This window comes from Rhodococcus sp. 3258 (genome assembly GCF_031456475.1).
GTDB classification, from domain to species: Bacteria; Actinomycetota; Actinomycetes; order Mycobacteriales; family Mycobacteriaceae; genus Rhodococcoides; species Rhodococcoides fascians.
The window spans coordinates 374,255-400,262 of the sequence record NZ_JAVDUT010000005.1; the positions used below are offsets into that span (position 1 = coordinate 374,255).

The window sequence follows — 26,008 nt, forward strand, 5'->3', positions numbered from 1 at the left end:
CGGTGGACAGTTTCACTCCCACCACGAAGTCGCAGGCAGCACTTTCCGCTGCACTGCAGGCCGCATCCGCGGCCGGTAACCCGGATATTCGTCCGGCACATTTGTTGGTGGCGTTGCTCGATCAGACCGACGGCATCGCCACACCACTGCTGAAGGCCGTCGGCGTCGACCCCGCAACGGTGCGTCGAGAAGCGCAGAACCTCGTCGACCGCCTGCCCTCGGCATCCGGTTCGACCACCACTCCGCAACTCGGCCGTGAAACCCTCGCCGCGATCACCGCAGCGCAGCACCTGGCCACCGAACTGGACGACGAGTTCGTTTCCACCGAACACCTCATGGTGGGTCTCGCGACCGGAAACGACGACGTCGCCAAGCTCCTCTCCGGCCATGGTGCCGGAGCCAACGAGCTGCGCGACGCGTTCCAGGCGGTCCGCGGCAGTGCCCGCGTCACCAGCGCGGATCCGGAGAACACCTACCAGGCGCTGGAGAAGTACAGCACCGACCTGACGGCGCTCGCCCGAGAAGGCAAGCTCGATCCCGTCATCGGCCGCGACACCGAAATCAGGCGTGTCGTCCAGGTGCTGTCCCGGCGAACCAAGAACAACCCCGTTCTGATCGGTGAACCCGGTGTCGGCAAGACCGCCATCGTCGAAGGACTCGCACAACGCGTCATCGCCGGCGACGTACCCGAAAGCCTGCGAGGCAAGACCGTCGTATCCCTCGATCTCGGTTCGATGGTCGCCGGCGCGAAGTTCCGCGGTGAGTTCGAGGAGCGGCTCAAGGCCGTGCTCGACGACATCAAGAACTCCGCCGGTCAGGTCATCACGTTCATCGACGAGCTGCACACCATCGTGGGCGCAGGAGCCACCGGCGACTCGGCGATGGACGCGGGCAACATGATCAAGCCGATGCTTGCTCGCGGCGAGCTCCGACTCGTCGGCGCGACCACCCTCGAGGAGTACCGCAAGTACATCGAGAAGGACGCCGCCCTCGAACGCCGCTTCCAGCAGGTCTACGTCGGGGAGCCGTCGGTCGAAGACACCGTCGGCATCCTGCGCGGACTCAAGGAACGCTACGAGGTGCACCACGGCGTCCGCATCACGGACTCCGCCCTGGTGGCCGCCGCGACCCTCAGCGACCGGTACATCACGGCCCGGTTCCTGCCGGACAAGGCGATCGACCTCGTCGACGAGGCTGCATCGCGTCTGCGCATGGAGATCGACTCGCGCCCCGTCGAGATCGACGAGGTGGAACGAGCCGTCCGTCGCCTCGAGATCGAGGAGATGGCACTGGCCAAGGAGACCGACGACGCGTCGAAGGCCCGGCTGGACAAACTGCGTCAGGAACTCGCCGACCTGCGGGAGAAGCTGGCCGAGCTCAGCACGCGGTGGCAGAACGAGAAGAACGCCATCGACTCGGTGCGGGCGCTCAAGGAAGAACTCGAGAACCTGCGCGGAGAATCCGATCGTGCCGAACGCGACGGTGATCTCGGCAAGGCCGCCGAACTGCGGTACGGCCGGATCCCGACCCTGGAGAAGGAGCTCGCGGTCAAGACCGAGGACTCACCTGCCCAGGGCGACGTGATGCTCAAGGAGGAGGTAGGCCCGGACGACGTCGCCGACGTGGTGGCGGCGTGGACCGGAATTCCGGCCGGCCGAATGCTGGAAGGCGAGACCGCCAAACTGCTGCGGATGGAAGACGAACTCGGCAAGCGAGTCGTCGGACAGAAAGATGCAGTGCAAGCGGTGTCCGACGCCGTCCGACGGGCCCGTGCCGGGGTTGCCGACCCGAACCGTCCGACGGGCTCGTTCCTGTTCCTCGGACCCACCGGCGTCGGTAAGACCGAGCTCGCGAAAGCGTTGGCGGAGTTCCTCTTCGACGACGAACGCGCGATGGTGCGCATCGACATGAGTGAGTACAGCGAGAAGCACGCCGTCGCCAGGCTCGTCGGTGCCCCTCCGGGCTACGTCGGCTACGAGGCCGGCGGCCAGCTGACCGAGGCGGTACGCAGGCGTCCGTACACGGTGGTGCTCTTCGACGAGGTGGAGAAGGCACACCCGGATGTGTTCGACATCCTGCTGGCCGTGCTCGACGAGGGCAGGCTCACCGACGGTCAGGGCCGCACGGTCGACTTCCGCAACACGATCCTGATCCTCACCTCGAACCTCGGTGCCGGCGGCACCAAGGACGAAGTGATGGACGCGGTGCGGCGCTCGTTCAAGCCCGAGTTCGTCAACCGGCTCGACGACGTCGTCGTGTTCGACGCACTGTCGGAGGACCAGCTCGAGTCGATCGTCGACATCCAGCTCGGCTTCCTCGCGAACCGTCTGGCAGCTCGTCGACTGACTCTCGACGTGTCTTCGCCGGCCAAGATGTGGCTGGCCGTACGCGGTTACGACCCGCTGTACGGTGCTCGACCGCTTCGCCGACTGATTCAGCAGGCAATCGGTGACCAGCTGGCGAAGCTCCTCCTCGCCGGTGACGTGCACGACGGCGACGTGGTGCCCGTCAACGTCAGCCCCGACGGCGAACGGCTCATCCTGGGCTAACGCCCGAGCCGGCAACCAGTCAGAGCAGGCCCGCACGAGACCTCGTGCGGGCCTGCTGTCGGTTGCCACTGTCGACGTTCTCGGCGTGGGTACCCTCGTGGAATGACAAATCCGGACGACCCGCGAGCACCTAGAGATCGCGATCAGGACGCGGCGCAGCAGCCGGAGTCATCCCAGCCGACCCAGGACTACGGGCACCCAGGTGCCCAGCAGTATCCGGATGCCCAGCAGTATCCGGATGCCCAGCAGTACCCGGATGCCCAGCAGTATCCGGGCGCTCAGCCGACGGAGGCGAATCCGACCCAGGCCTACGGTAATCCGGACCCGCAGGCGTACCCACCGGGCTACCAGCCGACGCAGGCGTTCCCGCCCTTCGACCCGGCGCAGCAGGCGGCCGCGAATCAGGCCTACGGACAGGCCCCGGGATACGACACCCAGCAGTTCGGTCACACCCAGCAGTTCGGGCAACCGCAGCAGTTCGGGGGCACCCAGCAGTTCGGGGGTGCGCCGCCGCCGCAGGAGCCGAACAGCGTCGATTCCGGCAGTAAGGGGCCCCGTCCGTGGGTTCTGGCGCTGATCGGGCTCGTTGTGCTCGTCATCGTCGTCTCGTTCGGGATTGCGTTTCTGAGCGGTGGGCGCGACGAACCGGGCACCACCGCCGCGGCACCGTCCACCTCCATCCGGCCCTCGCCGTCCAGCGCGCCCACGACCACGCCGCGGCCCACGGAATCGGGCGCGACAACCACACCCGAGCTCATCCCGGGCGGCATTCCCGAGATCCTCGGCCAGCTTGGCTCGTCGGTGGGAACGATCAACGCCAACGACGGTTCGACTCTGACGCTCGACGGCCTCGACGGCGCTCCGGTCACAGTGCAGACCACACCGCAGACCCAGATAATCTCGTTGTCCGGTCGCGATCTCGCGTCGTTGGCCGTCGGTGCTTTCGTCGTGGTGCAGGGCGAGACCGTAGAGAACGGAATCATCCGTGCGAACGTCATCATCGAGACTCCCAAGCTCGGAGGGTGACGGCGGGAGTGGAGTCTGCGGAGTGACCCTCGTATCCCACGCGGCTTCCATGACCGTTCACAGGAGTCGGCGGCCGTGGACGGGCGCGAGGTGGAAGTCGATTAAGGTGGTTCGCGATGACGGCAATGTGGTTCGGCCTGGCGGTAATTGCACTCGTGGGCGCAGCAGCGCTGCTCTACATCGACCGATCCAAGCGAGATCGATCCGGTCGGGTACGGCAGATGTGGGCCAAGGCCCAGGGGTACGAGTACCGACCCCACGACCGAGAGCTGGTCACCCAGTTCTCGCGCGCCGCGCTGTCCAAGCCCGAGTTCGATGTGGCTCTCGGTGTCGTCACCGGAGTTCGGCGTGGTGAGGAGTTCGTACTCTTCGACGTCGAGGAAACGGGCACCATCGTGGCCGTGCAGCGTTCCGTCGGCTCCGATGTCGATATCGACCTGAGGCCCCGCTCGACGCCACCTCCGCGCGACGAGGACATGCAACTGCTCGGGTCCATCGGACCGCGAGTGGTGTTCGCCACCGACGTCGACATCGCTCGTCGTGTCTGTGACCAGCGGATGGCGGCGTTCACCGAGTCGATTCCCGAGAATCTGCAGCTGTTGTGGAGTGAACAGGACTGGACTCTCGGATCGATGCCCCTGACCAGCTCGGGGCGCGATTGGGATGCCGCGATCGATGCGGTGGCGCGACTGTCGGGGATGCTTCACGTTCTGCCGCCGGTCCGCGGTAGCGCGGTGTACGGCTCGCGTCCGGGCGGCGGCGAGTCCGTTCGTGATCGAAGCGATCCGGGTCGACCGTTGGTGCAGGAACCGCGCGTCGGGCCGCCCCGCAACCAGCAGTCCGGGAACGTCCCGCCGCGCGGTGTGGAGCCGCGCAGTGTCGAGCCTCGCGGTGTGGAGACGAGAAGTCCTGCTGCCGATTCTCGTCCGCAGGAGGCGACTCGACGGCCGAGTCCACCGAGGCCGGATCAGAGCGGACCGCAGGCCACGCGATCGGTGAATCCGGTGCGACCGGTGCCGCGTCCGCCCGTGTCCCGTCCGATTCCGTTCGATGCGGATCGGCGACGCAACCAACCCTGATCATTCTCGGGCGTGCCTACCGGCCTCGGCGGCTGGGCACCGTTAAATTCGTACCTCGTGACGGTTTTCTCGGGCGTTGTGGTCCTCGTGCTGGTACTCGTCGTTCTCGGTTACGTCCTGAGTGTGGTGCGCCGCCTCGCGCGGTACCGCGGTCTGGCCGAGCAGAGCGCACGGCTCGTCGACATCGAGCTCGATCGTCGATACGAGCAACTGCAACCGTTTCTGACTGCGGCCGAGTCGGCGGACCTGTCGGGCGACCTGCTGCGTCAGCTCGCCGGAGCGCGTTCGTGGTCCAAGGCAGTCCGTGATCGCGGACTGGGCCTGCAGGCGCAGGCTGCCGCCGAGAACGCTCTGTCCGCCGCCTTCCATGCGGTTCTCGACGACGCCGAAGCGCGCCGCAGTGTCGTCGGCAACTGGGCGTTCCAGGGGCCGGCCGGCGAACTGACGGTCACCGAGAAGCGGATTGCCGGCGCGGTGCGGGTGTACAACGACACGGCGTATCAGCTGTCCGAGGCCGTCGGATCGTTCCCCTCGTCGCTGGTCGCGAAGGCTCGATCGGTGACCGCGCCCGAACCGTTCGTCGAAACCAAGGAGTCCCTGGACGAGCACCGCGCCGCCGAGCTCGCCGCGTAGGGGAGCGCTGCGCCCAGTACCCGGGTGCGGGTGGTCGAGAATCTCGGTGGGTAAGTTCGTACCGACCCGACCGCCTCATGGCACGACGAGAGGAACCCGAACATGGCCGACAGCGCTGCGAATTCGGACAGGCAGGAACTGGCCGATCTGGTGAAAGAGCTCGCCGTCGTGCACGGGAAGGTGACGTTGTCCTCGGGCAAGGAAGCCGACTACTACGTGGATCTGCGTCGGGCGACCCTCCATCATCGCGCAGGTGCCTTGATCGGTTCGCTGATGCGCGAACTCGTCGCCGACTGGGATTTCGCGTCGGTCGGCGGTTTGACGATGGGCGCAGATCCGGTCGCGATGGCGATCATGCACGCGCAGGGCCGGCCGATCGACGCATTCGTGGTGCGCAAGGCCGCGAAGGCTCACGGCATGCAGCGCCAGATCGAGGGACCGGACATCGTCGGCAAACGTGTTCTGGTGGTGGAAGATACGACGACGACCGGCAATTCGCCCCTGACCGCAGTTCGAGCCCTGCGCGACGCGGGCGCGACGGTGGTCGGGGTCGCCACAGTCGTGGATCGGGCGACGGGTGCGGACGAGGTCATCGCCGCCGAAGGGCTCGAATATCGATCCCTGCTCGGCTTGGCCGACCTCGGTCTGTAGCCACTTCGCGACCGGACCGGGGGCCCGGCCGCGAAAATGACTGTCTACAAGCCGGATTCAGCGAATGAGCTGTGCGACGACCACGAAGTTGTCGTCGGTGGGTTCGCCGCCTTGGACGTCGCAGTTGGCCAGGATCAATCGTCCTGCTACCGACCTGCGCAGTTCGTTGTCTGCGAGCAGAGATCCCTTCGGTAGGGGGCCCACCGATTCGACGGCGTACTCCAGAGTGCCGCTCGCGGTGCGCAGCACAACGGTGTCGCCAGGGGTCACCACCCGCAACGCCTTGAACGGGGCGTCCCGCTTCGAATAGTTGTGTCCGGCAACAACTACCGTCTGCTCGGTCGAGGTGCCCGGCATGCCACTCTCGGCCCACCAGGCCGGTAGTTCGTCCACCGGGTTCAGCACCTGCCCGCTTTCCCCGCCGCGATAGAGGGGGTCCGGATGAATGGGACTGCTCAGATAGGTCGACCCGTCCGCCGAGCGCAGCTCGATGTACTCCGGTCGAGAGGGGGCGACATCGCCCGTCGGTGCAGCCCCCGAGATCTGTGACTGCACCGGCGAACGATCGGGTGCGGCGATCCCGACTTCGTCACTCGCACAACCTGATACGAGAAGAACGAACGTCAGGATCGCCGTCCACAGCCAGCGGGTGTTACGAGGTGGCATCGGTGGAGCTGCGGCGACGCAGGTAGAACGCGCCACCGGCAGCTGCGACGACGACCACGCCGACGCCGGCCAGGATCACCGGGGTGTTCGACGAGCTGTCCGAAGCGCCCGACGCCTCGTTCGAGGAATCGCCGAGTGCCAGATCGACCGGCGGGAGCTCTCCGGCCACGCTGACGACGCCGTTGTCGTCGGTGGTGAAGTAGTCCGCGACGGTGAAGGATCCGTCCTCGTTCTTGACGCCGACGAGCGAGACTCCGGTCTCGTCGACGACGACGGTGTTCTCGTCGACCTCGGTGACGGGCACGTCTTCCTTCACGGTGTTGCCGAGGTTGATGGTCCACTCGAACTTCGGTCCGCTGGCTGCCAATTCGGCTGCCTCGGCCTTGAGATCGGCCTCGGCCTTCGCCTTGGCGTCGGCTTCGGTCTTGGCGGCCGTTGCGGCGTCCTGAGCCGTCTTCAGCGTGGCTGCTGCCTCCGTGGCCTTGGTCTTGGCGGCCGCGGCTGCGTCGGTCTTGGCCTGCAGGTCGGCGTTCGCCGTCTCGACGGCCGTATTCGCCGTCACCAGTGCCGCTGCGGCTGCGTCGGCCTTGGCCTGCAACTCGGCGACATCGGCGTCCGACGGCGCGGAATCGAGTGCAGCCTGGGCAGCGGTGGCCGCCTCGGCCTTGGCGTCGGCATCGGCCTTCGCTGCGTCGGCGGCAGTGCGGGCGTCGGCTGCGGCCTTCTCGGATGCAGTGTCTTCACCTGCGGCGGCCTCGGCTGCGGCTTCGAGGTTCTTCGCGTTCTGCTCGGCCACTGCAGCCACTGCGGCAGCGGTCTGAGCCTCGATGTTCAGTGCCAGCGACTTCGCGGCAGTGGCAGCGGCAGCGCGAACTGCAGCGGTCACCTTGGCGAGATTGAAGTTCTTGAACGAATCCTGAACAGCCGTAACGGAATCCGCGAGTGCCTTGTTCGATGCGTCGGCATCGACCTTGGCGGTGGCGGCGAGTTCGGCCTTCGCGTCGGCGTCTGCACGAGCCGCCTCGGCTGCGGCGGTGGCGTCGGGGTCGCCCGAGACGGCTGCGGCTTCGAGCTCCTTCGCCTTCGCCTCGGCCTCGGCTGCGACTGTTGCAGCGCTGTCGGCGGCGGCCTTGGTTTCGTCGGCCTTGGTCTTCAGTTCGGCAGCGGTGTTCTTCGCTGCGGTGACCGCTGCGCTCGCTGCTGCGCTCTCGACCTTGGCGTTCGAGGCGGCCGTGACGGCGGCCTTGGCCTTGACGTCTGCCTCGGCAGCAGCAACCTCTGCCTTGGTGGCGTCGGTGCTCGCGGTGGCCTCGGCTGCCTTGGCCGTCTCGAATCGTACCTGGGCGGCAGCCGATGCGGCTGCGGCTTCCTTGCTGGCGGCTTCGGCGTCGGCGATCGCCTTCTTCTCGGCGTCGGACAACTGCGGAATGACGTCGAGATTGACTGTGGCCGTGCCGTCTTCGTTGAACACGACGCCGCCGGTGATCTGCGGCAGTGGACGAACGGCGGAGGGGGCTTCGGGTGTCGGGACTGCGGCTGCGGCGGCCGCGGCTGCGTCCTCGGACGTGACGGCCGGGACAGGAGCGTCGATCTGTCCTTCGGCTGTTGCGGTGCCCGATCCTTCTACTGCGGCACCCTGTTGGCCTGTGGGAGCGGCGGGTTCGACGCCTTCGGATTCTTCGCCCGCCGGTGCTTGAACCTCGGAGCTTTCCGGCGTACTGGGATCCTGAGCACTGGCGATTCCCGGTGCGGCGATGGACAGGGACAGTGCCATGGCGGCCCCGGCTGCGGCGAGGCGCGCCTTCTTGGACCTGGCGATCGACTTCTGCGACATGGAGATTGTGGCCCTTCGGTCAGTGGCAGCAGTGAGCTGCGCGCACCCGTCCTCCCACGCGGAACGAGTGTTGTTGGTGAGTCACACGAACAACCGTGATGACGTGACCGTAAACCAACCGGACGGTACATCGAACCGAAAAGTCCTTTACTGAGGTATTGGTTACCAAAGTGTTACTGATGAGACGGATGTGACGAATGAGGCCATTGATACACGCCGGCGGCCGAAAGCGATGCTCTCGGCCGTCGGATCCAGCGGTTGATCGAAAGGCTCAGTCGCCTACTGTCACCGCGCGGGCCTCGTCGATGCTGTGCGGTGCCGGCTCGTGTTCGTCCACGTGAGCGAGGACTTTCCGGCCGCTCGCAAGGACGACGATGGCCAGGGCCGTGCAGGCCGCGCCGACCCAGAACGGGACGTGCATGTTGGATTCACCGAGCTTGCCGGCCAGGTAGGGAGCGGCGGCACCGCCGGTGAAGCGGACGAAGCTGTAGGCCGCCGACGCGGTCGAGCGCTCCACCGGCGCCGAGATCATGACGGTCTCGGTGATCAGAGTGTTGTTGACGCCCAGGAAGAGGCCGGCCACGACGGTTCCGACGATCAGGACGGTCTTGTTCTCGGTGAACATCGCCATGACGCCGAGGTCGACGGCGAAGAGCAGGAGCGAGAGCATCATCATGTTCAGCGTTCCGTAGGCCCGCTGGAGTCTCGGTGCGATGAACACCGATGCCACGGCCAGGCAGAGGCCCCAGCCGAAGAAGATGAAACCGATCGAGTAGGTACCCATGTCCAGGGGGAACGGGGTGTACGCCAGCAGGGTGAAGAAGCCGTAGTTGTAGAGCAGTGCGGTGATGCCGACGGTCAGCAGTCCGCGGTGTCGCAGTGCCCGGAACGGATCGAGGATCGACGTGGTGTGCGCGGGCTTGGGGGTGTCCGGGAGCATGACGATCAGCAGGATGAATGCGATGGCCATCAGTACCGCGACGCCGAAGAACGGTCCGCGCCAGCTGAATCCGCCGAGTAGGCCGCCGACCAGCGGGCCGGTTGCTATTCCGATGCCCAGTGCGGCCTCGTAGAGGATGATCGCGCGGGCGACGCCGCCGGATGCTGCGCCGACGATGGTCGAGAGCGCCGTGGCGATGAACAGGGCGTTGCCCAGTCCCCAGCCGGCGCGGAATCCGATGATCTCGCCGACGGAACCGGACATGCCGGCGAGGGCGGCGAAGACCACGATGACGGCCAGGCCGGCCAGCAGTGTGCGCTTGGGCCCGAATCGGCTGGACACGACGCCGGTGATCAGCATCGCGACGCCGGTGACGAGCATGTAGCTGGTGAACAGCAGCGACACCTGGGACGGCGAGGCGTGCAGTTGTTCGCCGATCGGCTTGAGGATCGGGTCGACCAGACCGATGCCCATGAAGGCGATGACGCTGGCGAACGCGACGGCCCACACGGCGCGCGGTTGCTTCAGCAGGCTGTCGGGGGAGGTGCTGGTGGTCACGAAAGAGTTCCTCTCTTTTCGCGATCGACGGGTTCGAGGATGCTGCGAAGCTCGCTCAGGCCGTCGGTCAATTTCTGGATTTGTTCCGGGTCTCGGTCGGACAGGTACGGGACGAGTCCGTCGACGATGTGACGGCGACTCGCGGCGAGCCACCGATGGCCGGCCTCGGTCATCTCGACAAGCACGGCCCTCGAGTCGTCGGGGTCGGACGTCTTGGTCACCAGGCCGTTCTTGCCCAACTTCGCGAGCAGTGCCGTGGCCGAGGGCTGCGAGCATCGGTCCAACTCGGCGAAGGTGCTGATGCGCAGGGGCTGATACTCCTCGAGCAGCGACAGTGCCCGCATCCACGCTCTGGGCCATTCGTCGCTGCCGAATCGGGCAGCCAAGCGAACGAAGCGTGACGAACTGGTGACCAGCTCCGAGACCAGATCTTTGAGGTCGTCGTGGGAATGGCTCACCGGTTTATTGTTACATACACTAACTATCTATCGCAATGCGAGGCTCACCTGCCGTTGAAATCGGGTGGGGTGAGCTCGGGGAGTGAGAGCGGATCAGTGTCGACTCAGTAGATCGGCGATCTCGCGATCCCACTCGGCGTTTCGGCGCCCGTCATATCGGAAGCGCATGACGTAGTAGAAGCCGATCAGCGCAGTGGCCGCCAGGATCCAACTTCCGACGGCACTGAAGATCGCGGCAGCGACGACATCCGACGAGGTCAGTGGCCGCAGGCTCAGCTCGCCGGCGTCGTTCACCCAGATCTGAGCGGTCGTACCTACCGGCGACCCGGTGTCGACGCTGACGCGGCCGGTGTGCTCGACGCCTCGGTAGACCCACTGCGAGGGAACGGCCGTCACGGCGGCACCGTTGGTGGAGTCGAAGCTGGTCGCGGCAGTCGGTGCCACGGTTGCGACATCGGTCGTGGTGGCCGTCACCTGGTGGATCGACGTGCGCTGCTCGTCGAGTCGTTGCTGCTGCTCGGAGTAGGCACCGGTGCCGATCCACAGCGAGAACGGCACCATGACGATCAACAGGGTGACGACCCAGCGCTTGATCTGTGCCTGGCGGAGGTCGCAGTCGCGGAGAAGCGGATTGGGGTAGCCGGCGACCTCGTCACCTGCGATGCGAGTGTGCCCGGTGAGTTTGCGGCGCATGATGGTCCCCAGTGCTTTCGAAAATGATCCGACCGACCTGTCCACGATGCCCACGCTCACTGCGAGTATCAAGCGATAGGGGTCAGGGTCACATGTGACGGTCGTTATGACGGATTCGCCCCGGAAAGGTCGGAAGTGAACATCGATCGGGTGGGATATGCCCGCGTTGCCGCGTCGGTAGCAGGTGCGGTGACAGTGCTCGGGGCGTGGACGGGCTCGGCACGGCTGCAGAAGATTGCCAAGCCGCTGATCGTTCCTGTATTGGCCACCGCCCTCGATCCAGCACACGACCGGGTGCTGGCGACGGGTCTGGTCGCAGCCACCATCGGCGACGTGCTGTTGATCGACCCGGACGACGACTCGGCGCTCGAACTCGGTGCCACTGCATTCGGAGTCATGCAGAGTTGCTACACGTTTCTGCTGTGGCGTCGTGGTGCGCGACCCGTTCTGCTGGACGCCGTTCCGCGATACGCGGGCTGGCTGGCCGCGTCGATCCTGCTGGCTCGACGCCAACCGGCGGTCGCCCCGACCCTGTCGGCCTACGGCGGCGTGCTCGCGACGACGTCGACGTTGTCTGCGCGGTCGGTCTCGCGTGGGGGTGATCGCCGGCTCGTCGTGGGCGGCATCCTGTTCACGGTGTCCGACGCGTTGATCGTCCACCGACGACTGTTCCTCACCGACGAACGGCAGCGCCGCACGGCGGAGGCGGTGATCCTGTCCACGTACGTGGCCGCTCAGATGTTGCTCGTCGACGCCCTGGCCACTACTCGTCGACGCCGTGACGGGGAAGCAGCAGAACCCGCTCTCGATGGGCCGGGTCCACTCGAACGGCGATGACCGTGCCCGGCTCGAAGTGTGCGGTGTCGGCTCGGGGAATGCCGTAGACGATCTTGCCGAAGTAGCTGCTCGAGCCCGGCACGGTGAACTCCAGGTCCAGCTCGGCGGTGTCGTCGTCGATGCGCCGGATCGCGTCCACCGTCGCCCACCCCTCGACGCCGTGTTCGATCAGATCCTTCTGCTCGCGCGTGGGGCGTCCGGCGATCATCATGGCCAGGCCGAGGGCTGCGCCGAATCCGGCCACCAGGGCTGCCAACTGGTACGGCAATGTGCCGGGCGGGGTCTTGTCCACGAGCCAGCCGATCCAGACTGCCAGCACTATCGAATAGCCGATCGCCACGACGACGACGGCTCGCACGATCCTCGAGTCGTTCACTTCGGTACTCCTGTGCCGTCGGGAGACGGCGTTCGATCGATCGGAGATTGGGGGGTTACTCGTAAGTAGGGTTACATGTACGGTGATCGATGTGACTCGACCAACTGTCTTCATCTCAGGTGCCGCGGCCGGCATCGGCCGTGCAACGGCACTCAAGTTCGCTGCCAACGGTTACCTCGTCGGTGCGTACGACATCGACGAGACCGGTTTGGCGTCACTCGGCAAGGAAGCTGCTTCGCTCAGCGGTCGGGTGTTCACCGGTACTTTGGATGTAACCAACTCCGACCAGTGGGAAACCCGGTTGAAGGAGTTCGTTGCCGAGGGTGACGGTCGACTCGACATCTTGATCAACAATGCCGGGATCCTCGCTGCAGGGGCCTTCGAAGACATGCCGCTCTCGGTGCATCGCCGCCAGATCGACATCAACGTCAACGGCGTCGTCTACGGCACCCACGCTGCATTCCCCTACCTCAGGGACACCCCGGGCGCGCAGGTCGTCAACCTGTGCTCGGCCTCGGCCATCTACGGTCAGCCCGAGTTGGTGACGTACGGCGCATCCAAGTTCGCGGTGCGCGGCATCACCGAGGCGTTGGATCTCGAATGGAGCAAGTACGACATCGCGGTCAAGGCCATGTGGCCGCTGTTCGTCCAGACGGCGATGACCGAGAAGATCTCGACGGGCACCACGAGCTCGTTGGGCATCAAGCTCACCGTCAAAGATGTGTCCGATGCGATCTTCGACGCCACCCGTCCGGTGAAGCGCCGGTTGCACAAGGTGCACTTCCCGGTCGGGCTGCCCTCCAAGGCGCTCTCGCTCGGTTCACGGTTCTCGCCTGCGTGGCTCACCCGTGAAGTCAACCGCCGTCTGAGCCACACCTAGAACGCCGCACCGGACGATGCCGGCGCTGCGCCGGTATCGTCTGTCTTTCGAGCAGTAGGTGTCGAAAGGTGGGTCGGGTTTTCTTCATGCTGAGCACGGTGCGGTCGAGCAGGACAAGACAATTCGGGACAGTGCGATTCGGAACGGTGCGGGCGTGGGTGGTCGCTGTCGGGGTCGGGTCGGCGCTCGTACTCACCGGCTGCAGTAGCGAGTCGGCTGCGCAAGCGCCGCCTACGTCGTCGACCACCACCCCCGTGCCGACCACCACGACGACCGCACCGACCACGACTCCGCCGCCGGTGACGACCACGTCGGAAGCGCCGCCGCCCCCGCCGGTCGAACCACCCCCACCGGTCGCGGAGCCGCAGACGACGTATGCCGCGATCGGCGGGGCCTATTACTTCACTTCGCCCGACGGGCTGTTTCAATGCGGCATCGTGCCGCTGTCGAGTCGCACCGAGGCCGGCTGTCAAGGCACGACCACCCCGGTTCCGCCGCGGCCCGACGACTGCATGATCAACTGGGGCAACGGTATTCGCGTGACCAACGACGGTCCCGCGGCATTCATGTGTTCCGGGGGAGTGGTGTACACCTCGGGTGGCGAGTCGATGGATCCGCCGCTGGCTGTCGGTGCGACCATCGCCGAGGGTGGCTACACCTGTACCTCGGCCGAGAACGGTATCTCGTGCGCGAACGACGCCACCGGTCACGGATTCCGGATCGCGCCCGACAGTAACGAAATCTATTGAGCGAGAACGAGATCGACGGCCAACCGGCCGAAGCCGGTCCCACCGAATGGGGTGAGAACCCGAACGGCGTCGGCCCGTGGTCGGACGCCCACGACGAGCCGCCGCCCGACGACCCGCGACTGGACCCCGAACTGCTCGCCGCCGGTGATCGACGCAATGTCGTCGACGCATATCGATACTGGCGACGCGAGGCCATAGTCGCCGACATCGACACGCGCCGTCATTCACTGCACGTCGCCATCGAGAACTTCGCGAACGACGCGAACATCGGCACGGTGGTGCGCACGGCCAACGCCTTCGCCGCGCAGGCGGTGCACATCGTCGGGCGGCGTCGATGGAACCGTCGCGGCGCGATGGTCACCGACCGGTACCAACACATTCACCACCACGATTCGGTGGAGGCGCTGATGGCGTTCGCCGAGGACCAGGGACTCGTCGTCGTCGCCGTCGACAACACCCCGGGCTCGGTGCCGATCGAAACGGCAGAATTGCCGCGCAACTGCCTGCTGCTGTTCGGTCAGGAGGGTCCCGGCGTCTCCGATAGTGCGCGGGAGTCCGCGTCCATGACGGTCTCGATCGCGCAGTTCGGGTCGACACGCAGCATCAATGCCGGTGTTGCGGCCGGGATTGCGATGCACTCGTGGATTCGTCGCCACGCCGATCTCGATACCGCATGGTGAGGACAGGGCATTACCAGGACGGGATGTAACGGTTCGGCAACGGTAGTGGCAGGATTGCGGGTATGCAGGAGTTGTGGTCGCAGCGTGCCGACGCTGCGGAGGGGGCCGTCGTCGCACGGCACATGCGTCGGCTGTGGGGACTGCCCGGTACGGCGCTCGGAGTCGTCGCGTGGCCGCCCGTCAAGCATGAGCGTGCCTTCCTGCGCTGGCACTACTGGTGGCAGGCACACCTGCTCGACTGCGCAGTGGATGCCGCCGACCGCGAACTCACCACAAAACGTCGACGACGCCTGACGAAGATCACCCGCGCGCACCGCACCCGAAACCTCACCGGCTGGACCAACAACTACTACGACGACATGGCCTGGCTCGGGTTGGCCCTGGAACGTGCGCAGCGTCAGCACTTCGTCGGAAATCGCAGCGGCATCCAGCAGATAGAGATGGAACTGTTCGACGCCTGGGCTCCGGCCGAAGGCGGCGGCATCCCGTGGCGCAAGAAATCCGACTTCTACAATGCGCCTGCCAACGGCCCGGCCGCGATCATGCTCGCCCGCACCGGTCGGCTCTGGCGGGCCCAGGAGATGTCGGACTGGATGGACCGCACCCTGCGTGACTCGCGCACCGGATTGATCCTCGACGGCATGCATTCCACCCGCGCCCTCGTCGACGCGGGCAAGTCCGGCGAGGTCGAACGCGCGATCTACAGCTACTGCCAGGGCGTCGCACTCGGCCTGGAAACCGAACTCGCACTCCGTCTCGGCGAGCCGAGGCATGCGCAGCGTGTCCACGCGCTGGTCGACGCCGTCGAGAACCACCTCACCCGCAACCTCGTCATCACCGGCCGCGGCGGGGGAGACGGGGGCCTGTTCAACCCGATTCTCGCGCGCTACCTCGCATTGGTGTCCACCGAACTACCCGGCGACACCGACGCCGACGACCGTGCACGAGAGGTCGCCGCTGCAATCGTCCTCGCCTCGGCCGAGGCCGCATGGGAGAACAGACTCGAAGTGGAGGACAACCCACTGTTCGGTGCCGACTGGACCCGCGAAGCACGCTTCCCAGGGCAGGGCCTGCACATCGCCACCTTCGCCGAGGGAACGGTCCGACCGTCCGAGGTGCCCGAACGCGACCTGTCCGTGCAACTCGGTGGCTGGATGCTCATGGAAGCGGCCTACCGCGTCTGTGCTGCTGGTTTCTAGGTCGTTCCGCAGGCTGCACTCCCGCGGATTCTAGGTCGTTCCGCACGCTGCACTCCCGCGGTTTCTAGGTCGTTCCGCAGGCTGCACTCCCGCTGGTTTTTAAATCGCTCCGGGCTACTACTCGACAACCTCGTCGACGACGATCGTCTCTTCGGGACGCGCCATTTCCTTGCGGTATTGCCAGATGCCCAGACCCGTTCCGACGACCAGCAGCACGATCATGCTGATCAGCACCGCGGGCATCAGCCACGGGATGCGTTGGATGAACGAGCCGAAGTAGAAGCCGACGAGCAGCAGCACCGGTGCCCAGATGATTGCGCCCAGAGTGCTGGCGATGGTGTAGCGACGGTGATCCATCTTCGCCGCCCCGGCGACCATCGGGCACAGCGTGCGCACCCACGGGATCCAACGCGCGACGAGAACCGCCCAGAATCCGTGCTTTTCCAGCAGCAGATTGACCTTGTGCAGGTTCTTGGTGTTGAGGTACTTGCCGTTCTTGCGGGCCACCAGCGTCGAACCGGTTCGGTGGCCGATCATGTATCCCACCTGGTTGCCCGCGATCGCCGCAACCATCGCACCGACCGAGAGAGCCCAGATGTGGCCGGTGCCCGACGCGTGCGTCGCCATGACGATGCCCGCCGTGATAAGCATCGAGTCACCGGGTAGGAACAGGCCGATGATCACCGCGCATTCGATGAACACGAATGCCATCACGATCACCCACACGACCAGCGGACCTGCCGACTGCAGCGGTCCGAAACTGCCGACGGCCTCGGTGGACACGGTCTGCAGTGCGGTGGCGGTCAATGCTGTGGCGCTCAGTGACACGGGCTCGATCGCTTTCGGAATTTCTCGATCAGGACTTGGAGTCCGGGGCGTCGGCTTCGATCGCGTCGGCTGCTTCCCCGAGTGGAGTCTTGCGGGCCTTGATCATGCGCTTGCCGACCTCGATCACGATGGGCAGGACGGACACGGCGACGATCAGCAGGAAGATGATGTCGACGTGGTCGCGGATGAACGCGATCTGTCCGAGCAGGTACCCCAGAACCGTGACACCCGCGCCCCACAGGATGCCGCCGACGACGTTGTACGTCAGGAACAGCGAGTACTTCATGTGCGACGCACCGGCGACGACCGGCGCGAACGTCCGCACGATGGGTACGAATCTCGCCAGGATGATCGTGATCGGGCCGTGCTTCTCGAAGAAGACGTGCGACTCGTCGATGTACTTCTTCTTGAAGAATCGGGCGTCGTTGCTCTTGAAAAGGGCAGCACCGCCCTTGGTGCCGATGAGGAAACCGACCTGGTCGCCGAGGATCGCCGCGATGGGAATCAGGATGACCAGCGTCCAGATGGACGCGAACGGCTCGATCTCGGTGGACTTCGACGCCGCGATCAGGCCGGCTGTGAAGAGCAACGAGTCGCCGGGCAGCAGCGGAAACAGCAGGCCCGACTCGATGAACACCACCAACAGCAGACCGATCAGGACCCAGTGACCGAAGGAATTGAGCAGGTTCACCGGATCGAGGAAACCGGGCAACAGGGCCAGATTCGTCGTCACCGATTCCGAAGCAGCAAGAAGACTCACCGCGCCCACACTACCGGCCGAAACCGGCAACTCCTGAACAGTCGGTGTCGGCCGACCGTGAACTCGATGGCCTGTTCGGCACCCCTCGACGGACAACCACCCGGGAGGGACGTGAGCGGGTACGCACGACACCGAGCCCGGAGGTTGCCATACTGCACAGGACACAATCGAACTTTCAATGGAGGAATGACGCCGTGCCTATCGCAACTCCCGAGGTCTACGCCGAGATGCTGGGCCGGGCGAAGGAACACAAGTTCGCCTTCCCGGCAATCAACTGTGTGGGTTCCGAGTCCATCAACGCCGCCATCAAAGGCTTCGCCGACGCGGGTAGCGACGGCATCATCCAGTTCTCGACCGGCGGCGCAGAATTCGGCTCCGGCCTGGGTGTGAAGAGCATGGTCACCGGCGCTGTCGCTCTCGCCGAGTTCGCCCACGTCGTGGCCGCCGAATACGACGTCACGATCGCGCTGCACACCGACCACTGCCCCAAGGACAAGCTGGACACCTACGTGCGTCCGCTGCTCGCGATCTCGCAGGAGCGCGTCGACGCCGGCAAGAACCCGCTGTTCCAGTCGCACATGTGGGACGGATCGGCCGTGCCGATCGACGAGAACCTGGAGATCGCGAAGGATCTGCTGGCCCGCGCTGCGGCCGCGAAGATCATCCTGGAGATCGAAATCGGCGTCGTCGGCGGCGAGGAAGACGGCGTCGAGGCAGAAATCAACGACAAGCTGTACACGTCGAACGAGGACTTCCTCAAGACCGTCGAGGCACTCGGTGCCGGAGACGCCGGCTCGCGCTACCTGCTGGCGGCCACCTTCGGCAACGTGCACGGCGTCTACAAGCCGGGCAACGTCAAGCTCAAGCCGTCCGTTCTCGCCGACGGTCAGCGTGTGGCCAGCGAGAAGCTCGGCCTGGCATCGGGCTCGAAGCCGTTCGACTTCGTCTTCCACGGCGGATCGGGCTCGGCGAAGAGCGAAATCGAAGAGGCGCTCGAGTACGGAACGGTGAAGATGAACGTCGACACCGATACCCAGTACGCATTCAGCCGCCCGATCGCCGGACACTTCTTCTCCAACTACGACGGTGTGCTCAAGATCGACGGCGAGGTGGGCAACAAGAAGGCCTACGACCCGCGCAGCTACCTCAAGAAGGCAGAAGCCGGAATGACGGCCCGTGTGATCGAGGCCTGCAACGACCTGAAGTCGGCCGGACGCAGCGTCAGCGCCGGCTGAGCGGCTGCGCCGCATGTGAGTGGAACTTCGTAGTGGGCTACGAAGTTCCACTCACATGGGTACTCAGCTGCACACCTTCCACTGATCGCCGTCGAGGCTCAGGTCGAAGGTGCGCGGCGAGCGATCGTTCGGGTTGGCGTCCGTGTGGGCGATGACCTGAGCGATCGCCGTGGTGTCGTCGGTGACCTGGATGGCGTCGATGCTGTCGACGGTCGGGATGTTGCCCTGCTCCACGGACACCCGATGCACGTCGGCGAACTCCGTGTCCGGGATGTCGCGATAGAACGTCGCCAGGTCTCCGCAGGACGTGCTGCGCAGCGTGGCCAGATCTCCAGCGGCCAGCGCCCTGGTGAACGACTCGACCGTCGTGCGAATCTGCGCTTCCGGGGAGTCCTCGACGCTCGTGCGGTCGATCAGCAGGTACGCACCGGCGGCCACTGCCGCGATCACGACTACCGCGGCCACCAGAGCCGCCCACCACTTCTTGTGACTCGGTTTGTTCGGTTCCGCAGCCGGCGGTCCGACGCGGCGTGGTCCGACCTGCTGCGGCCGAGCCTTCTGCGGTTCGATCTTTCTGGGCACGATCTTCTGGGGCGTGATCTTCTGGGGCTCGGCTTTTCGAGGCGCAGCTACCGGCGAATCGGATTCAGGTGCAGCGATCTTCTCGGTGGGGGCGTCCGCCGATTCGTCGGCCGGCTTCTTCTTGTTCAGGTCGATCTTGGTCGTGTCGGCCTCAGGGGTCGCATTGTTCTTCTCGTCCGACATGCGTTCTCCCTCGTTCACCGAATTCCTCGAAAGCTGTAAGTCCGAAATTTCGTCAGCTGGCAGCCTATCGACCGCGTGTGCAGCGCAGCGTGAGCGCCGCCGGGGGTGTTCGGACACGATTGGGTGACGTAGGGGCACAATGAGCGCCATGACTTCTTTCGGTGATCTGCTCGGACCTCAACCAACGCTGTTGCCCGGCGACGACGAGGCCGAATCCGCACTGCTGAATCACGAGGCTCCCGAGACGGTTGCTGCGGCCCATCCGACGGCGTCGATCGCGTGGGCGTATCTCGCCGAGGCCGCTCTCGAATCGGGTGCCACCATCACCGCGTACGCCTATGCGCGTACCGGTTATCACCGAGGTCTGGACCAGTTGCGTCGTAACGGATGGAAGGGATTCGGGCCGGTCCCGTACAGCCATGAGCCCAACCGCGGATTCCTCCGATGCGTCGCAGTCCTCGCCAAAGCCGCCCGCGACATCGGCGAGCACGACGAGTACGCCCGCTGCCTCGACCTCCTCGAAGACTGTGATCCCAAAGCAGCGGAAGCGCTCGGCCTGGGCTGATCGGGCCCGCGCGAGCCGGGCGCGTGGCCGAACCCGGATGAAGGCGGGCACCGAGCGGCTGCGGTTGTCGTTGTTGCCCATCGTGCAGTGCGCGTTGGCGGCCGGGGTCGCGTGGTTCGTCGCTACGGACCTCGTCGGTCACGAACGTCCGTTCTTCGCGCCCATTGCGGCCGTCGTCTCGCTCGGTGTGTCCCTCGGGGCGCGGTTGCGCCGATCGGCCGAGCTGGTGGCCGGCGTGACGGTCGGCATCGGCGTCGGCGATCTGTTGATCTCCCTGATCGGCAGTGGGCCGTGGCAGATCGCGCTGGTGGTCGTGTTGGCGATGTCGGCTGCGGTGTTCCTCGACGGCGGCCCCATCATCGCGATGCAGGCCGGATCGTCCGCGGTGCTGGTGGCGACCCTCATTCCTCCTGGCAACATGGGTGGCCCCAACCGCATGGTCGACGCGTTGGTCGGTGGTCTGGTGGGCATCGCGATCGTGGCGTTGATTCCGACGCATCCGGTGTGGCGGGCGCGTAAGGATGCGGCGAACGTGTTGGCGACCGCGGCGAGTGTGTTGCAGAAGGTGGCCGACGGGTTGGTGGCCAACGACCCGAAGCCTATCGAGGATGCGTTGCGCAAGGCTCGGGCGACGCAGTCCGGAATCGATGCTCTGCGGACCGATCTCAAGGGCGGCCGGGAGATCGCGCGCATTTCTCCGATGTACTGGAATCATCGCACTCGGTTGGCGGCCCTGGCGGCGACAGCCGACCCCATCGACAACGCTGTTCGCAATATTCGGGTGCTGGCACGGCGGTCGTTGACCTTGGTGCGCGACGACGAAATTCTGGACCCGCGGGTGGTCGACGAGGTGGAGAAGCTGGCGCATGCGGTGGAAGTCCTACGTCAAATGATTCTCGCCGATCCGGGGCAGAAACCGGATGCGGCGGAGGCCGCGCGGGTGTTGCGGTCGGTCGCTGCCGGAGCGAAGCCGGAACTGATCTCGAACGCCGGGTTGTCGGCGACGGTGGTGCTCGCTCAGTTGCGGTCGATCATCGTCGATCTGTTGCAGGTCGCCGGGCTCAAGCGCATCTCTGCGTTGGCGACTCTTCCGCCGACGGTCAAGCATCCGCACGTCCCGCCGGAGTTGTGACCCGAGCACACCATTGCATATATGCGTATGTACGCATATGGTGACTGCCTGAAGTCGTTGCAGTCACGAGGGGGAGTCATGGGCGCGGGTCACGGACACAGCCACGGCGTGGGTGGTCATTCGCCCGACGGCGCGGGACCGCCCAGATCTCGGGTTCGCAAGATGATCGTGGCGTTGGCCGTTCTGGTGGTGTTCCTGGTGGTCGAGCTGACCGTCGCGCTGGCCATCGGCTCGCTCGGACTGCTCGCTGATGCCGGCCACATGCTCACCGACGTACTCGGGATGTCGATGGGCTTGATCGCTCTCGTCCTTGCACGAAAGGGAAGTGCCGCAGCGGCAAGGACATTCGGTTGGCACCGTGCCGAGGTGCTCACCGCGATCGCGAATGCTGTTCTGCTGCTGGGCGTTGCGGCGTTCATCATGTACGAGGCGATATCTCGCATCGGCGATGCGCCCGAGATTCCCGGTCTTCCGTTGATTCTCACCGCTGCGGCCGGTCTTGCCGCGAACATCGTCGTCATGATGCTCATCCGCGGCGATGCGAAGGACTCTCTCGCCGTTCGCGGTGCCTACATGGAGGTGCTGGCCGACGCCGTCGGCAGCGTCGGTGTGTTGGTGGGCGGTGTGCTCATGCTGGTGTTCGGGTGGACCTGGGTCGACATCGTCGTCGGCGTGCTCATCTCGCTGTGGGTGGTTCCGCGTGCGATCAAGCTCGCCGGGTCGGCACTGCGCATCCTCACTCAGGCGAGTCCTGCCGATGTCGACGTGGACGCGTTGACCGGCGATCTGAGCGCCCTTCCCGGAGTGACGGGAGTGCACGACCTGCATGTGTGGACCCTGACCACCGGAATGGACGTGGCCACCGTGCACCTGGAATGCGAGGGATCGTCGTCGATGGTGCTCGATCGCGCGCGCTCGCTGCTGTCGACCTACGGACTCGACCATGCCACCGTGCAGGTCGAGCCGACCGCACACGGCCGAACCTGCAAGGAAGAGCTCACCTGGTGACGGTGCGTACCTCGGTTCCCGGACGCCAGATGTCGATCTGCATGTGATCGTCCACCAGTGACGTCAGTACCACTTCGCCGATGTCGAGATCGAACACCTGGTACGGCACGAGTTCGCCGGGAGCCGCGTCGAATATCGGTTGCAGCACAGCAGGATCGGTGATCTCTGCGGCGATTCCGCTGATCTTTGCATCGCCGCCCTCCATCGAGTGGTGGCCGGGATTGCTGTGCAGTGCGAACCGGCCGTCGCGCTGAAGATCTCGCGCTTTGGCGGCACCGAGCATCGATCCGAGTCGCAGCACCCCGGTGTCCACGAACTCCACCTCGGTTCCACTGACGCGCGGTGAGCCGTCTGCCCGTAGTGTCGCGAGAACATGGTGCTTGTGCGCGGTGAATCGGGCCCGCACCGCGGACGCGAGAGTCGGAGCCGCTGCCGAGAATTCGTTCCACGTCGTCATGCGCACATTATGCGATCGACCACCGACAGTGTTGGGCAGGAATGCACGGAACCTGCCCGAACAGACGGAATCCCGCCGATCGCGCTCGATATCGTGCACTCTTTCCCGCTGGACCTGTCAGATCCAGAATCGCATCAGGTAGTTGCCGTTGCCGGCGAAGTACTCGGGGACCCCCGACAATCCGAACAGTGTGTAGATCGCTCCGAAGAAGACGGCGTTGACGGCCGGCACGAAGAGCAACGCAACGAGGACGAGAATCCCGTATCCCTTGACCTGGTTCAGCGACGCTCGGGTGGTGGGTGAGAGCGAGGGTTCGAGGGCCGCGTAGCCGTCGAGTCCGGGCACCGGGATCAGGTTGAGGATCGTAGCCATGATCTGCAGAAACGCCAGAAAGCTGAGCCCGTACCAGAAGGCGGCGTTGGTGCCGTCGGTACCGAACAGCCTGATGACCACCAGAAGTGCCACGGCCACAACTGCATTGGCGAATGGGCCGGCCAGTGCGATGCGCCGTTGGGTCGACGCCGAGAACTGCCCGGTGCGCAGATAGACGGCACCGCCCGGCAGGCCGATCCCACCGATCGCGATGAACACCACCGGGAGAACGATGGACAGCAGCGGGTGTGTGTACTTCAGCGGGTTCAGGGTCAGGTAGCCGCGGAGCTCGACTTCGCGATCACCGGCTCGAAACGCGGTGTAGGCGTGGCCGAATTCGTGCAGGCAGACCGACGCGATCCACCCGGCGAGAACGAGCACGAACACTCCGATGCGCGCGGCGACGGACGTGACGTCGTCCGCCGTCCAGGCAAGGGCACCACCGATTCCGGCGACGGCGAGTACCGCGACGAAGATCGGACTGGGCAGGACGGGACCGCGCCGCACCGGAACGGTCATCGGACCAGCAACCACTCCTGATGGTGGCGGTAGAAGGTCGACCGCTTCACTGCCTTGCCGCCGGCGATGCCGTCGCGAGTCAGTTCGGCGGCGGGGGAGCCGAGTTGCATGGCGCGGCCGCTCACCCAGCGGCGCGGCAGAAATCGGCGACGGCCGACCACGCGTGCACGGAGGCCGGGCATGTCCGGGGTGGGAGCCACCTCGACTCCGGGCACGACGCCGGAGAACAACCGGGTGTCGTCGACATAGGCCTCGCCTTCGAGGTCGGTTCCGTCGGCACCGCCGAGCAGAGCTCTCCCGACGACGGCCTTGCCTGCATCGTCGCGGATGAGGGGTGTGCTCGACGCAGTGCCCGTCAAGGCGACCTTGGCGGCACGTGACCCGGTGCCCAGCTTGTAGATGTGAGCGGCATCGGTTGCGTTCTCCGGCACGAACGCGACTTCGACGTGCAGCCGTTCGGTGCGCATCAGGCGCGTCAGCAGCGCGGCGAGGGACGCATCATCGCCCAGGACGATGATGCGTGGCTCGGGGGCGGATTCGATGTCGGAGAAGATCGCGCTGCAATCGTCGTCGGTCGGTACTGCGTCGGCGTTGCGCAGTGGGACGTCGGTCAGCGTGATCGGCAGCAGCGGGTTGCCGCACTGCAGAACGAACGGTGTCACGGCGCTCCTAGATCTTCCGATGAATCCTCGTCACGACCATAGTGCCCTCGTTCGGCGTCGACCGTAGCGGCATGCGGGCCAGCTCACCGCCTCGGCTAGACTGTTCCCCCGGCCACTGTCGCGCCTGCGACGAATGGTGACTGCTGCATTCGCTCTAGTACATCTGCAGCACGTCCTTGCACGAAAGCAACGTAGGAGAGCACATGCCGGCGATAGTCCTGATCGGCGCCCAGTGGGGCGACGAAGGCAAAGGCAAAGCCACCGACCTGTTCGGCGAACGACTTCAGTGGGTGGTTCGCTACCAAGGCGGCAACAACGCCGGCCACACCGTCGTTCTTCCCAACGGCGACAAGTTCGCGCTGCACCTGATCCCGTCGGGAATTCTGACGCCGGGCGTCAAGAACGTCATCGGTAACGGTGTCGTCGTCGATCCGGGTGTGCTGCTCACCGAGCTCGACGGCCTCGAGAAGCGCGATGTCGATACGTCGAACCTGCTGCTCAGCGCCGATGCGCACCTGATCATGCCGTACCACGTGGCCATCGACAAGGTCACCGAACGCTTCCTCGGAGCCAAGAAGATCGGCACCACCGGGCGCGGCATCGGCCCGTGCTACCAGGACAAGCTCGCCCGCGTCGGAGTGCGTGCGGCGGATGTGCTCGATGAGAAGATCCTGACTCAAAAGGTCGAGGCTGCACTGGAATTCAAGAACCAGGTGCTCTCGAAGATCTACAACCGCCGGGCGTTGGACCCACAGCAGGTCGTCGACGAGGTGCTCGAGCAGGCCGAAGGTTTCAAGCACCGCATCACCGATACGCGCCTGCAGCTCAACCTAGCGCTCGAGCGCGGCGACACGATTCTGCTCGAGGGATCGCAGGGCACGTTGCTCGACGTCGACCACGGCACCTATCCGTACGTGACGTCGTCGAACCCGACGGCAGGCGGTGCGTCCGTCGGCTCCGGCATCGGCCCGAACAAGATCACCACGGTCCTCGGCATCCTCAAGGCCTACACGACGCGTGTCGGTTCGGGTCCGTTCCCGACCGAGCTGTTCGACAACCACGGTGAGTACCTGGCCAAGCAGGGCGGCGAGGTGGGCGTCACCACCGGTCGTGCCCGACGTACGGGCTGGTTCGACGCGGTCATCGCTCGGTACGCCACCCGCGTCAACGGCATCACCGACTACTTCCTGACCAAGCTCGACGTGCTGTCCAGTCTGGATACCGTCCCCATCTGCGTCGCCTACGACGTCGACGGCGTCCGTCACGACGAAATGCCGATGACGCAGACCGGTTTCCACCATGCGAAGCCGATCTACGAAGAGATGCCCGGTTGGTGGGAAGACATCTCCGGTGCCCGGACATTCGAGGAACTGCCGATCAACGCGCAGAACTACGTCCTGCGTCTCGAGGAACTGTCGGGCGCGTACATGTCGTGCATCGGTGTGGGACCGGGCCGCGACGAAACCATCGTCCGTCGAGACATCCTGCGGTAGCCGAACCCGTTATCGAAAAGCCCCGAGGCGCACTGCCTCGGGGCTTTTTGCTGTCTTCCTGCGGTCCGAAGCCGCTGAATTCGCCGATCGGGACAAAGAAACTTCAGGTCGGATTTCGCGTTGAACCGCCGACGTCTCTTCGGGTTCAGGCCACTGTCCAGACGTGGCGTGAAGTCCGATTCGGCCGATTCCGGAAACGTTTCATCTTTACAGTCGTGTTGTAGATGTAACTGCCCGTATTGAGTCGGTCCACAAAATCGGGCATAAGAAAACTGTCGGACTTTTATCCCAATAGGGGTAACAGACCGCCCGGTTTAGGAGAAACAATGATCGACGCACCCTGTTGCGCAGCCCTTTTGACACAAGGGGCACCGACCCGTTGGGGTCCTCAACCGCCCTCTTCG

General features: G+C 65.3%; 27 protein-coding genes. 15 read left to right on the forward strand and 12 right to left on the reverse strand.

What is annotated here, in order from left to right; translation table 11 throughout:
• Positions 1 to 2: 2 nt before the first annotated feature.
• The 5 genes from clpB (at position 3) to pyrE (ending at position 5,938) form a co-directional block, all read left to right on the forward strand.
• Positions 3 to 2,549 (forward strand): ATP-dependent chaperone ClpB, encoded by a 2,547-nt coding sequence (clpB, locus tag J2X62_RS17980; protein ID WP_230072967.1) that lies wholly within the window; start codon positions 3 to 5, stop codon positions 2,547 to 2,549.
• Positions 2,550 to 2,651: 102 nt separating this feature from the next.
• A complete protein-coding gene (locus J2X62_RS17985; RefSeq protein WP_310182319.1) occupies positions 2,652 to 3,575 on the forward strand; it encodes a DUF5666 domain-containing protein in 924 nt (307 codons plus the stop codon).
• 125 nt (positions 3,576 to 3,700) lie between these two features.
• Positions 3,701 to 4,654 carry a hypothetical protein gene (locus J2X62_RS17990; protein WP_032382281.1) on the forward strand — a complete coding sequence of 318 codons (954 nt, stop codon included), beginning with the start codon at positions 3,701 to 3,703 and terminating at the stop codon, positions 4,652 to 4,654.
• Between the two features lie 57 nt (positions 4,655 to 4,711).
• Positions 4,712 to 5,287 carry a LemA family protein gene (locus J2X62_RS17995; protein WP_230072969.1) on the forward strand — a complete coding sequence of 192 codons (576 nt, stop codon included), beginning with the start codon at positions 4,712 to 4,714 and terminating at the stop codon, positions 5,285 to 5,287.
• Positions 5,288 to 5,389: 102 nt separating this feature from the next.
• A complete protein-coding gene (gene pyrE / locus J2X62_RS18000) occupies positions 5,390 to 5,938 on the forward strand; it encodes an orotate phosphoribosyltransferase (protein ID WP_032364933.1) in 549 nt (182 codons plus the stop codon).
• 57 nt (positions 5,939 to 5,995) lie between these two features.
• Here the strand turns inward: pyrE and J2X62_RS18005 are convergent, their stop codons facing one another.
• The 5 genes from J2X62_RS18005 to J2X62_RS18025 form a co-directional block, all read right to left on the reverse strand.
• Positions 5,996 to 6,493 carry a class F sortase gene (locus J2X62_RS18005; RefSeq protein ID WP_310182323.1) on the reverse strand — a complete coding sequence of 166 codons (498 nt, stop codon included), beginning with the start codon at positions 6,491 to 6,493 and terminating at the stop codon, positions 5,996 to 5,998.
• 97 nt (positions 6,494 to 6,590) lie between these two features.
• On the reverse strand, positions 6,591 to 8,438 hold the full coding sequence (locus tag J2X62_RS18010) for a hypothetical protein (RefSeq protein WP_310182325.1): 1,848 nt from the start codon (positions 8,436 to 8,438) through the stop codon (positions 6,591 to 6,593).
• Positions 8,439 to 8,709: 271 nt separating this feature from the next.
• The gene (locus J2X62_RS18015) at positions 8,710 to 9,936 is read right to left on the reverse strand and encodes an MFS transporter (RefSeq protein ID WP_027494311.1); all 1,227 of its coding nucleotides are present in this window, start codon (positions 9,934 to 9,936) and stop codon (positions 8,710 to 8,712) included.
• Positions 9,933 to 10,394, reverse strand: a complete 462-nt coding sequence (locus tag J2X62_RS18020) for a MarR family winged helix-turn-helix transcriptional regulator (RefSeq protein WP_032364936.1) — start codon at positions 10,392 to 10,394, stop codon at positions 9,933 to 9,935. Before J2X62_RS18020 ends, J2X62_RS18015 begins: the two co-directional genes overlap by 4 nt.
• Positions 10,395 to 10,487: 93 nt before the next feature.
• Positions 10,488 to 11,087, reverse strand: coding sequence for a hypothetical protein (locus J2X62_RS18025; protein WP_048316526.1), 600 nt, complete (start codon positions 11,085 to 11,087; stop codon positions 10,488 to 10,490).
• A gap of 141 nt (positions 11,088 to 11,228) precedes the next feature.
• Between J2X62_RS18025 and J2X62_RS18030 the strand changes: the two genes are divergently transcribed.
• Positions 11,229 to 11,924 (forward strand): lysoplasmalogenase, encoded by a 696-nt coding sequence (locus tag J2X62_RS18030; protein WP_052068967.1) that lies wholly within the window; start codon positions 11,229 to 11,231, stop codon positions 11,922 to 11,924.
• Here the strand turns inward: J2X62_RS18030 and J2X62_RS18035 are convergent.
• Positions 11,851 to 12,300, reverse strand: coding sequence for a hypothetical protein (locus tag J2X62_RS18035; RefSeq protein WP_027494309.1), 450 nt, complete (start codon positions 12,298 to 12,300; stop codon positions 11,851 to 11,853). The two genes, J2X62_RS18030 and J2X62_RS18035, sit on opposite strands and share 74 nt — an antisense overlap.
• Positions 12,301 to 12,391: 91 nt before the next feature.
• Here J2X62_RS18035 and J2X62_RS18040 point away from each other — a divergent pair, with 91 nt between their 5' ends.
• The 4 genes from J2X62_RS18040 to J2X62_RS18055 all read left to right on the forward strand — a co-directional run bounded on the left by J2X62_RS18040 (position 12,392) and on the right by J2X62_RS18055 (position 15,808).
• Entirely contained in the window at positions 12,392 to 13,180 is a 789-nt protein-coding gene (locus tag J2X62_RS18040; protein ID WP_027494308.1) for an SDR family oxidoreductase, read from the forward strand.
• Positions 13,181 to 13,311: 131 nt separating this feature from the next.
• The gene (locus J2X62_RS18045; RefSeq protein ID WP_230591112.1) at positions 13,312 to 13,929 is read left to right on the forward strand and encodes a DUF6636 domain-containing protein; all 618 of its coding nucleotides are present in this window, start codon (positions 13,312 to 13,314) and stop codon (positions 13,927 to 13,929) included.
• Positions 13,926 to 14,609, forward strand: coding sequence for an RNA methyltransferase (locus J2X62_RS18050; protein WP_230072974.1), 684 nt, complete (start codon positions 13,926 to 13,928; stop codon positions 14,607 to 14,609). The genes J2X62_RS18045 and J2X62_RS18050 overlap by 4 nt, the downstream gene beginning before the upstream one ends.
• A 62-nt stretch (positions 14,610 to 14,671) precedes the next feature.
• Complete coding sequence (locus tag J2X62_RS18055) at positions 14,672 to 15,808, forward strand: glycoside hydrolase family 76 protein (protein ID WP_230072975.1); 1,137 nt, start codon at positions 14,672 to 14,674, stop codon at positions 15,806 to 15,808.
• A gap of 117 nt (positions 15,809 to 15,925) precedes the next feature.
• Here the strand turns inward: J2X62_RS18055 and J2X62_RS18060 are convergent, their stop codons facing one another.
• Together J2X62_RS18060 and J2X62_RS18065 are read right to left on the reverse strand one after the other, a co-directional pair.
• Positions 15,926 to 16,591: a DedA family protein gene (locus J2X62_RS18060; RefSeq protein WP_027494304.1), complete on the reverse strand. Its 666-nt coding sequence runs from the start codon at positions 16,589 to 16,591 to the stop codon at positions 15,926 to 15,928.
• Between the two features lie 73 nt (positions 16,592 to 16,664).
• On the reverse strand, positions 16,665 to 17,405 hold the full coding sequence (locus tag J2X62_RS18065; RefSeq protein ID WP_371828753.1) for a VTT domain-containing protein: 741 nt from the start codon (positions 17,403 to 17,405) through the stop codon (positions 16,665 to 16,667).
• A 185-nt stretch (positions 17,406 to 17,590) separates the two neighbouring features.
• Between J2X62_RS18065 and fbaA the strand changes: the two genes are divergently transcribed.
• The gene (gene fbaA / locus J2X62_RS18070) at positions 17,591 to 18,631 is read left to right on the forward strand and encodes a class II fructose-bisphosphate aldolase (protein ID WP_027494302.1); all 1,041 of its coding nucleotides are present in this window, start codon (positions 17,591 to 17,593) and stop codon (positions 18,629 to 18,631) included.
• A 63-nt stretch (positions 18,632 to 18,694) separates the two neighbouring features.
• Here fbaA and J2X62_RS18075 read toward each other — a convergent pair whose 3' ends face one another.
• On the reverse strand, positions 18,695 to 19,396 hold the full coding sequence (locus tag J2X62_RS18075; RefSeq protein ID WP_310182336.1) for a hypothetical protein: 702 nt from the start codon (positions 19,394 to 19,396) through the stop codon (positions 18,695 to 18,697).
• 148 nt (positions 19,397 to 19,544) lie between these two features.
• Between J2X62_RS18075 and J2X62_RS18080 the strand changes: the two genes are divergently transcribed.
• The 3 genes from J2X62_RS18080 (at position 19,545) to J2X62_RS18090 (ending at position 22,101) form a co-directional block, all read left to right on the forward strand.
• Positions 19,545 to 19,961, forward strand: a complete 417-nt coding sequence (locus tag J2X62_RS18080) for a DUF3151 domain-containing protein (RefSeq protein ID WP_027494301.1) — start codon at positions 19,545 to 19,547, stop codon at positions 19,959 to 19,961.
• A gap of 37 nt (positions 19,962 to 19,998) precedes the next feature.
• Entirely contained in the window at positions 19,999 to 21,093 is a 1,095-nt protein-coding gene (locus tag J2X62_RS18085) for an aromatic acid exporter family protein (protein ID WP_032371495.1), read from the forward strand.
• A gap of 78 nt (positions 21,094 to 21,171) precedes the next feature.
• On the forward strand, positions 21,172 to 22,101 hold the full coding sequence (locus tag J2X62_RS18090; RefSeq protein ID WP_027494299.1) for a cation diffusion facilitator family transporter: 930 nt from the start codon (positions 21,172 to 21,174) through the stop codon (positions 22,099 to 22,101).
• Here J2X62_RS18090 and J2X62_RS18095 read toward each other — a convergent pair.
• The 3 genes from J2X62_RS18095 to J2X62_RS18105 all read right to left on the reverse strand — a co-directional run bounded on the left by J2X62_RS18095 (position 22,091) and on the right by J2X62_RS18105 (position 24,111).
• Positions 22,091 to 22,558: a pyridoxamine 5'-phosphate oxidase family protein gene (locus J2X62_RS18095; RefSeq protein ID WP_310182341.1), complete on the reverse strand. Its 468-nt coding sequence runs from the start codon at positions 22,556 to 22,558 to the stop codon at positions 22,091 to 22,093. The genes J2X62_RS18090 and J2X62_RS18095 overlap by 11 nt on opposite strands.
• 117 nt (positions 22,559 to 22,675) lie before the next feature.
• Positions 22,676 to 23,449: a site-2 protease family protein gene (locus tag J2X62_RS18100; protein ID WP_222061160.1), complete on the reverse strand. Its 774-nt coding sequence runs from the start codon at positions 23,447 to 23,449 to the stop codon at positions 22,676 to 22,678.
• Entirely contained in the window at positions 23,446 to 24,111 is a 666-nt protein-coding gene (locus J2X62_RS18105) for a hypothetical protein (RefSeq protein ID WP_052053266.1), read from the reverse strand. The genes J2X62_RS18100 and J2X62_RS18105 overlap by 4 nt, the downstream gene beginning before the upstream one ends.
• 203 nt (positions 24,112 to 24,314) lie before the next feature.
• Here J2X62_RS18105 and J2X62_RS18110 point away from each other — a divergent pair, with 203 nt between their 5' ends.
• Positions 24,315 to 25,604, forward strand: a complete 1,290-nt coding sequence (locus J2X62_RS18110) for an adenylosuccinate synthase (protein WP_027494295.1) — start codon at positions 24,315 to 24,317, stop codon at positions 25,602 to 25,604.
• The last annotated feature ends 404 nt before the right edge of the window (positions 25,605 to 26,008 follow it).

Bases quoted from the DNA above. Each gene is read 5' to 3' on its own strand.
- J2X62_RS17985 (WP_310182319.1), top strand. From the start codon at position 2,652: ATGACAAATCCGGACGACCCGCGAGCACCTAGAGATCGCGATCAGGAC.
- J2X62_RS17990 (WP_032382281.1), top strand. From the start codon at position 3,701: ATGTGGTTCGGCCTGGCGGTAATTGCACTCGTGGGCGCAGCAGCGCTG.
- pyrE (WP_032364933.1), top strand. From the start codon at position 5,390: ATGGCCGACAGCGCTGCGAATTCGGACAGGCAGGAACTGGCCGATCTG.
- J2X62_RS18010 (WP_310182325.1), bottom strand. From the start codon at position 8,438: ATGTCGCAGAAGTCGATCGCCAGGTCCAAGAAGGCGCGCCTCGCCGCA.
- J2X62_RS18025 (WP_048316526.1), bottom strand. From the start codon at position 11,087: ATGCGCCGCAAACTCACCGGGCACACTCGCATCGCAGGTGACGAGGTC.
- J2X62_RS18055 (WP_230072975.1), top strand. From the start codon at position 14,672: ATGCAGGAGTTGTGGTCGCAGCGTGCCGACGCTGCGGAGGGGGCCGTC.
- J2X62_RS18075 (WP_310182336.1), bottom strand. From the start codon at position 19,396: ATGTCGGACGAGAAGAACAATGCGACCCCTGAGGCCGACACGACCAAG.
- J2X62_RS18080 (WP_027494301.1), top strand. From the start codon at position 19,545: ATGACTTCTTTCGGTGATCTGCTCGGACCTCAACCAACGCTGTTGCCC.
- J2X62_RS18085 (WP_032371495.1), top strand. From the start codon at position 19,999: ATGAAGGCGGGCACCGAGCGGCTGCGGTTGTCGTTGTTGCCCATCGTG.
- J2X62_RS18090 (WP_027494299.1), top strand. From the start codon at position 21,172: ATGGGCGCGGGTCACGGACACAGCCACGGCGTGGGTGGTCATTCGCCC.
- J2X62_RS18095 (WP_310182341.1), bottom strand. From the start codon at position 22,558: ATGACGACGTGGAACGAATTCTCGGCAGCGGCTCCGACTCTCGCGTCC.
- J2X62_RS18100 (WP_222061160.1), bottom strand. From the start codon at position 23,449: ATGACCGTTCCGGTGCGGCGCGGTCCCGTCCTGCCCAGTCCGATCTTC.
- J2X62_RS18110 (WP_027494295.1), top strand. From the start codon at position 24,315: ATGCCGGCGATAGTCCTGATCGGCGCCCAGTGGGGCGACGAAGGCAAA.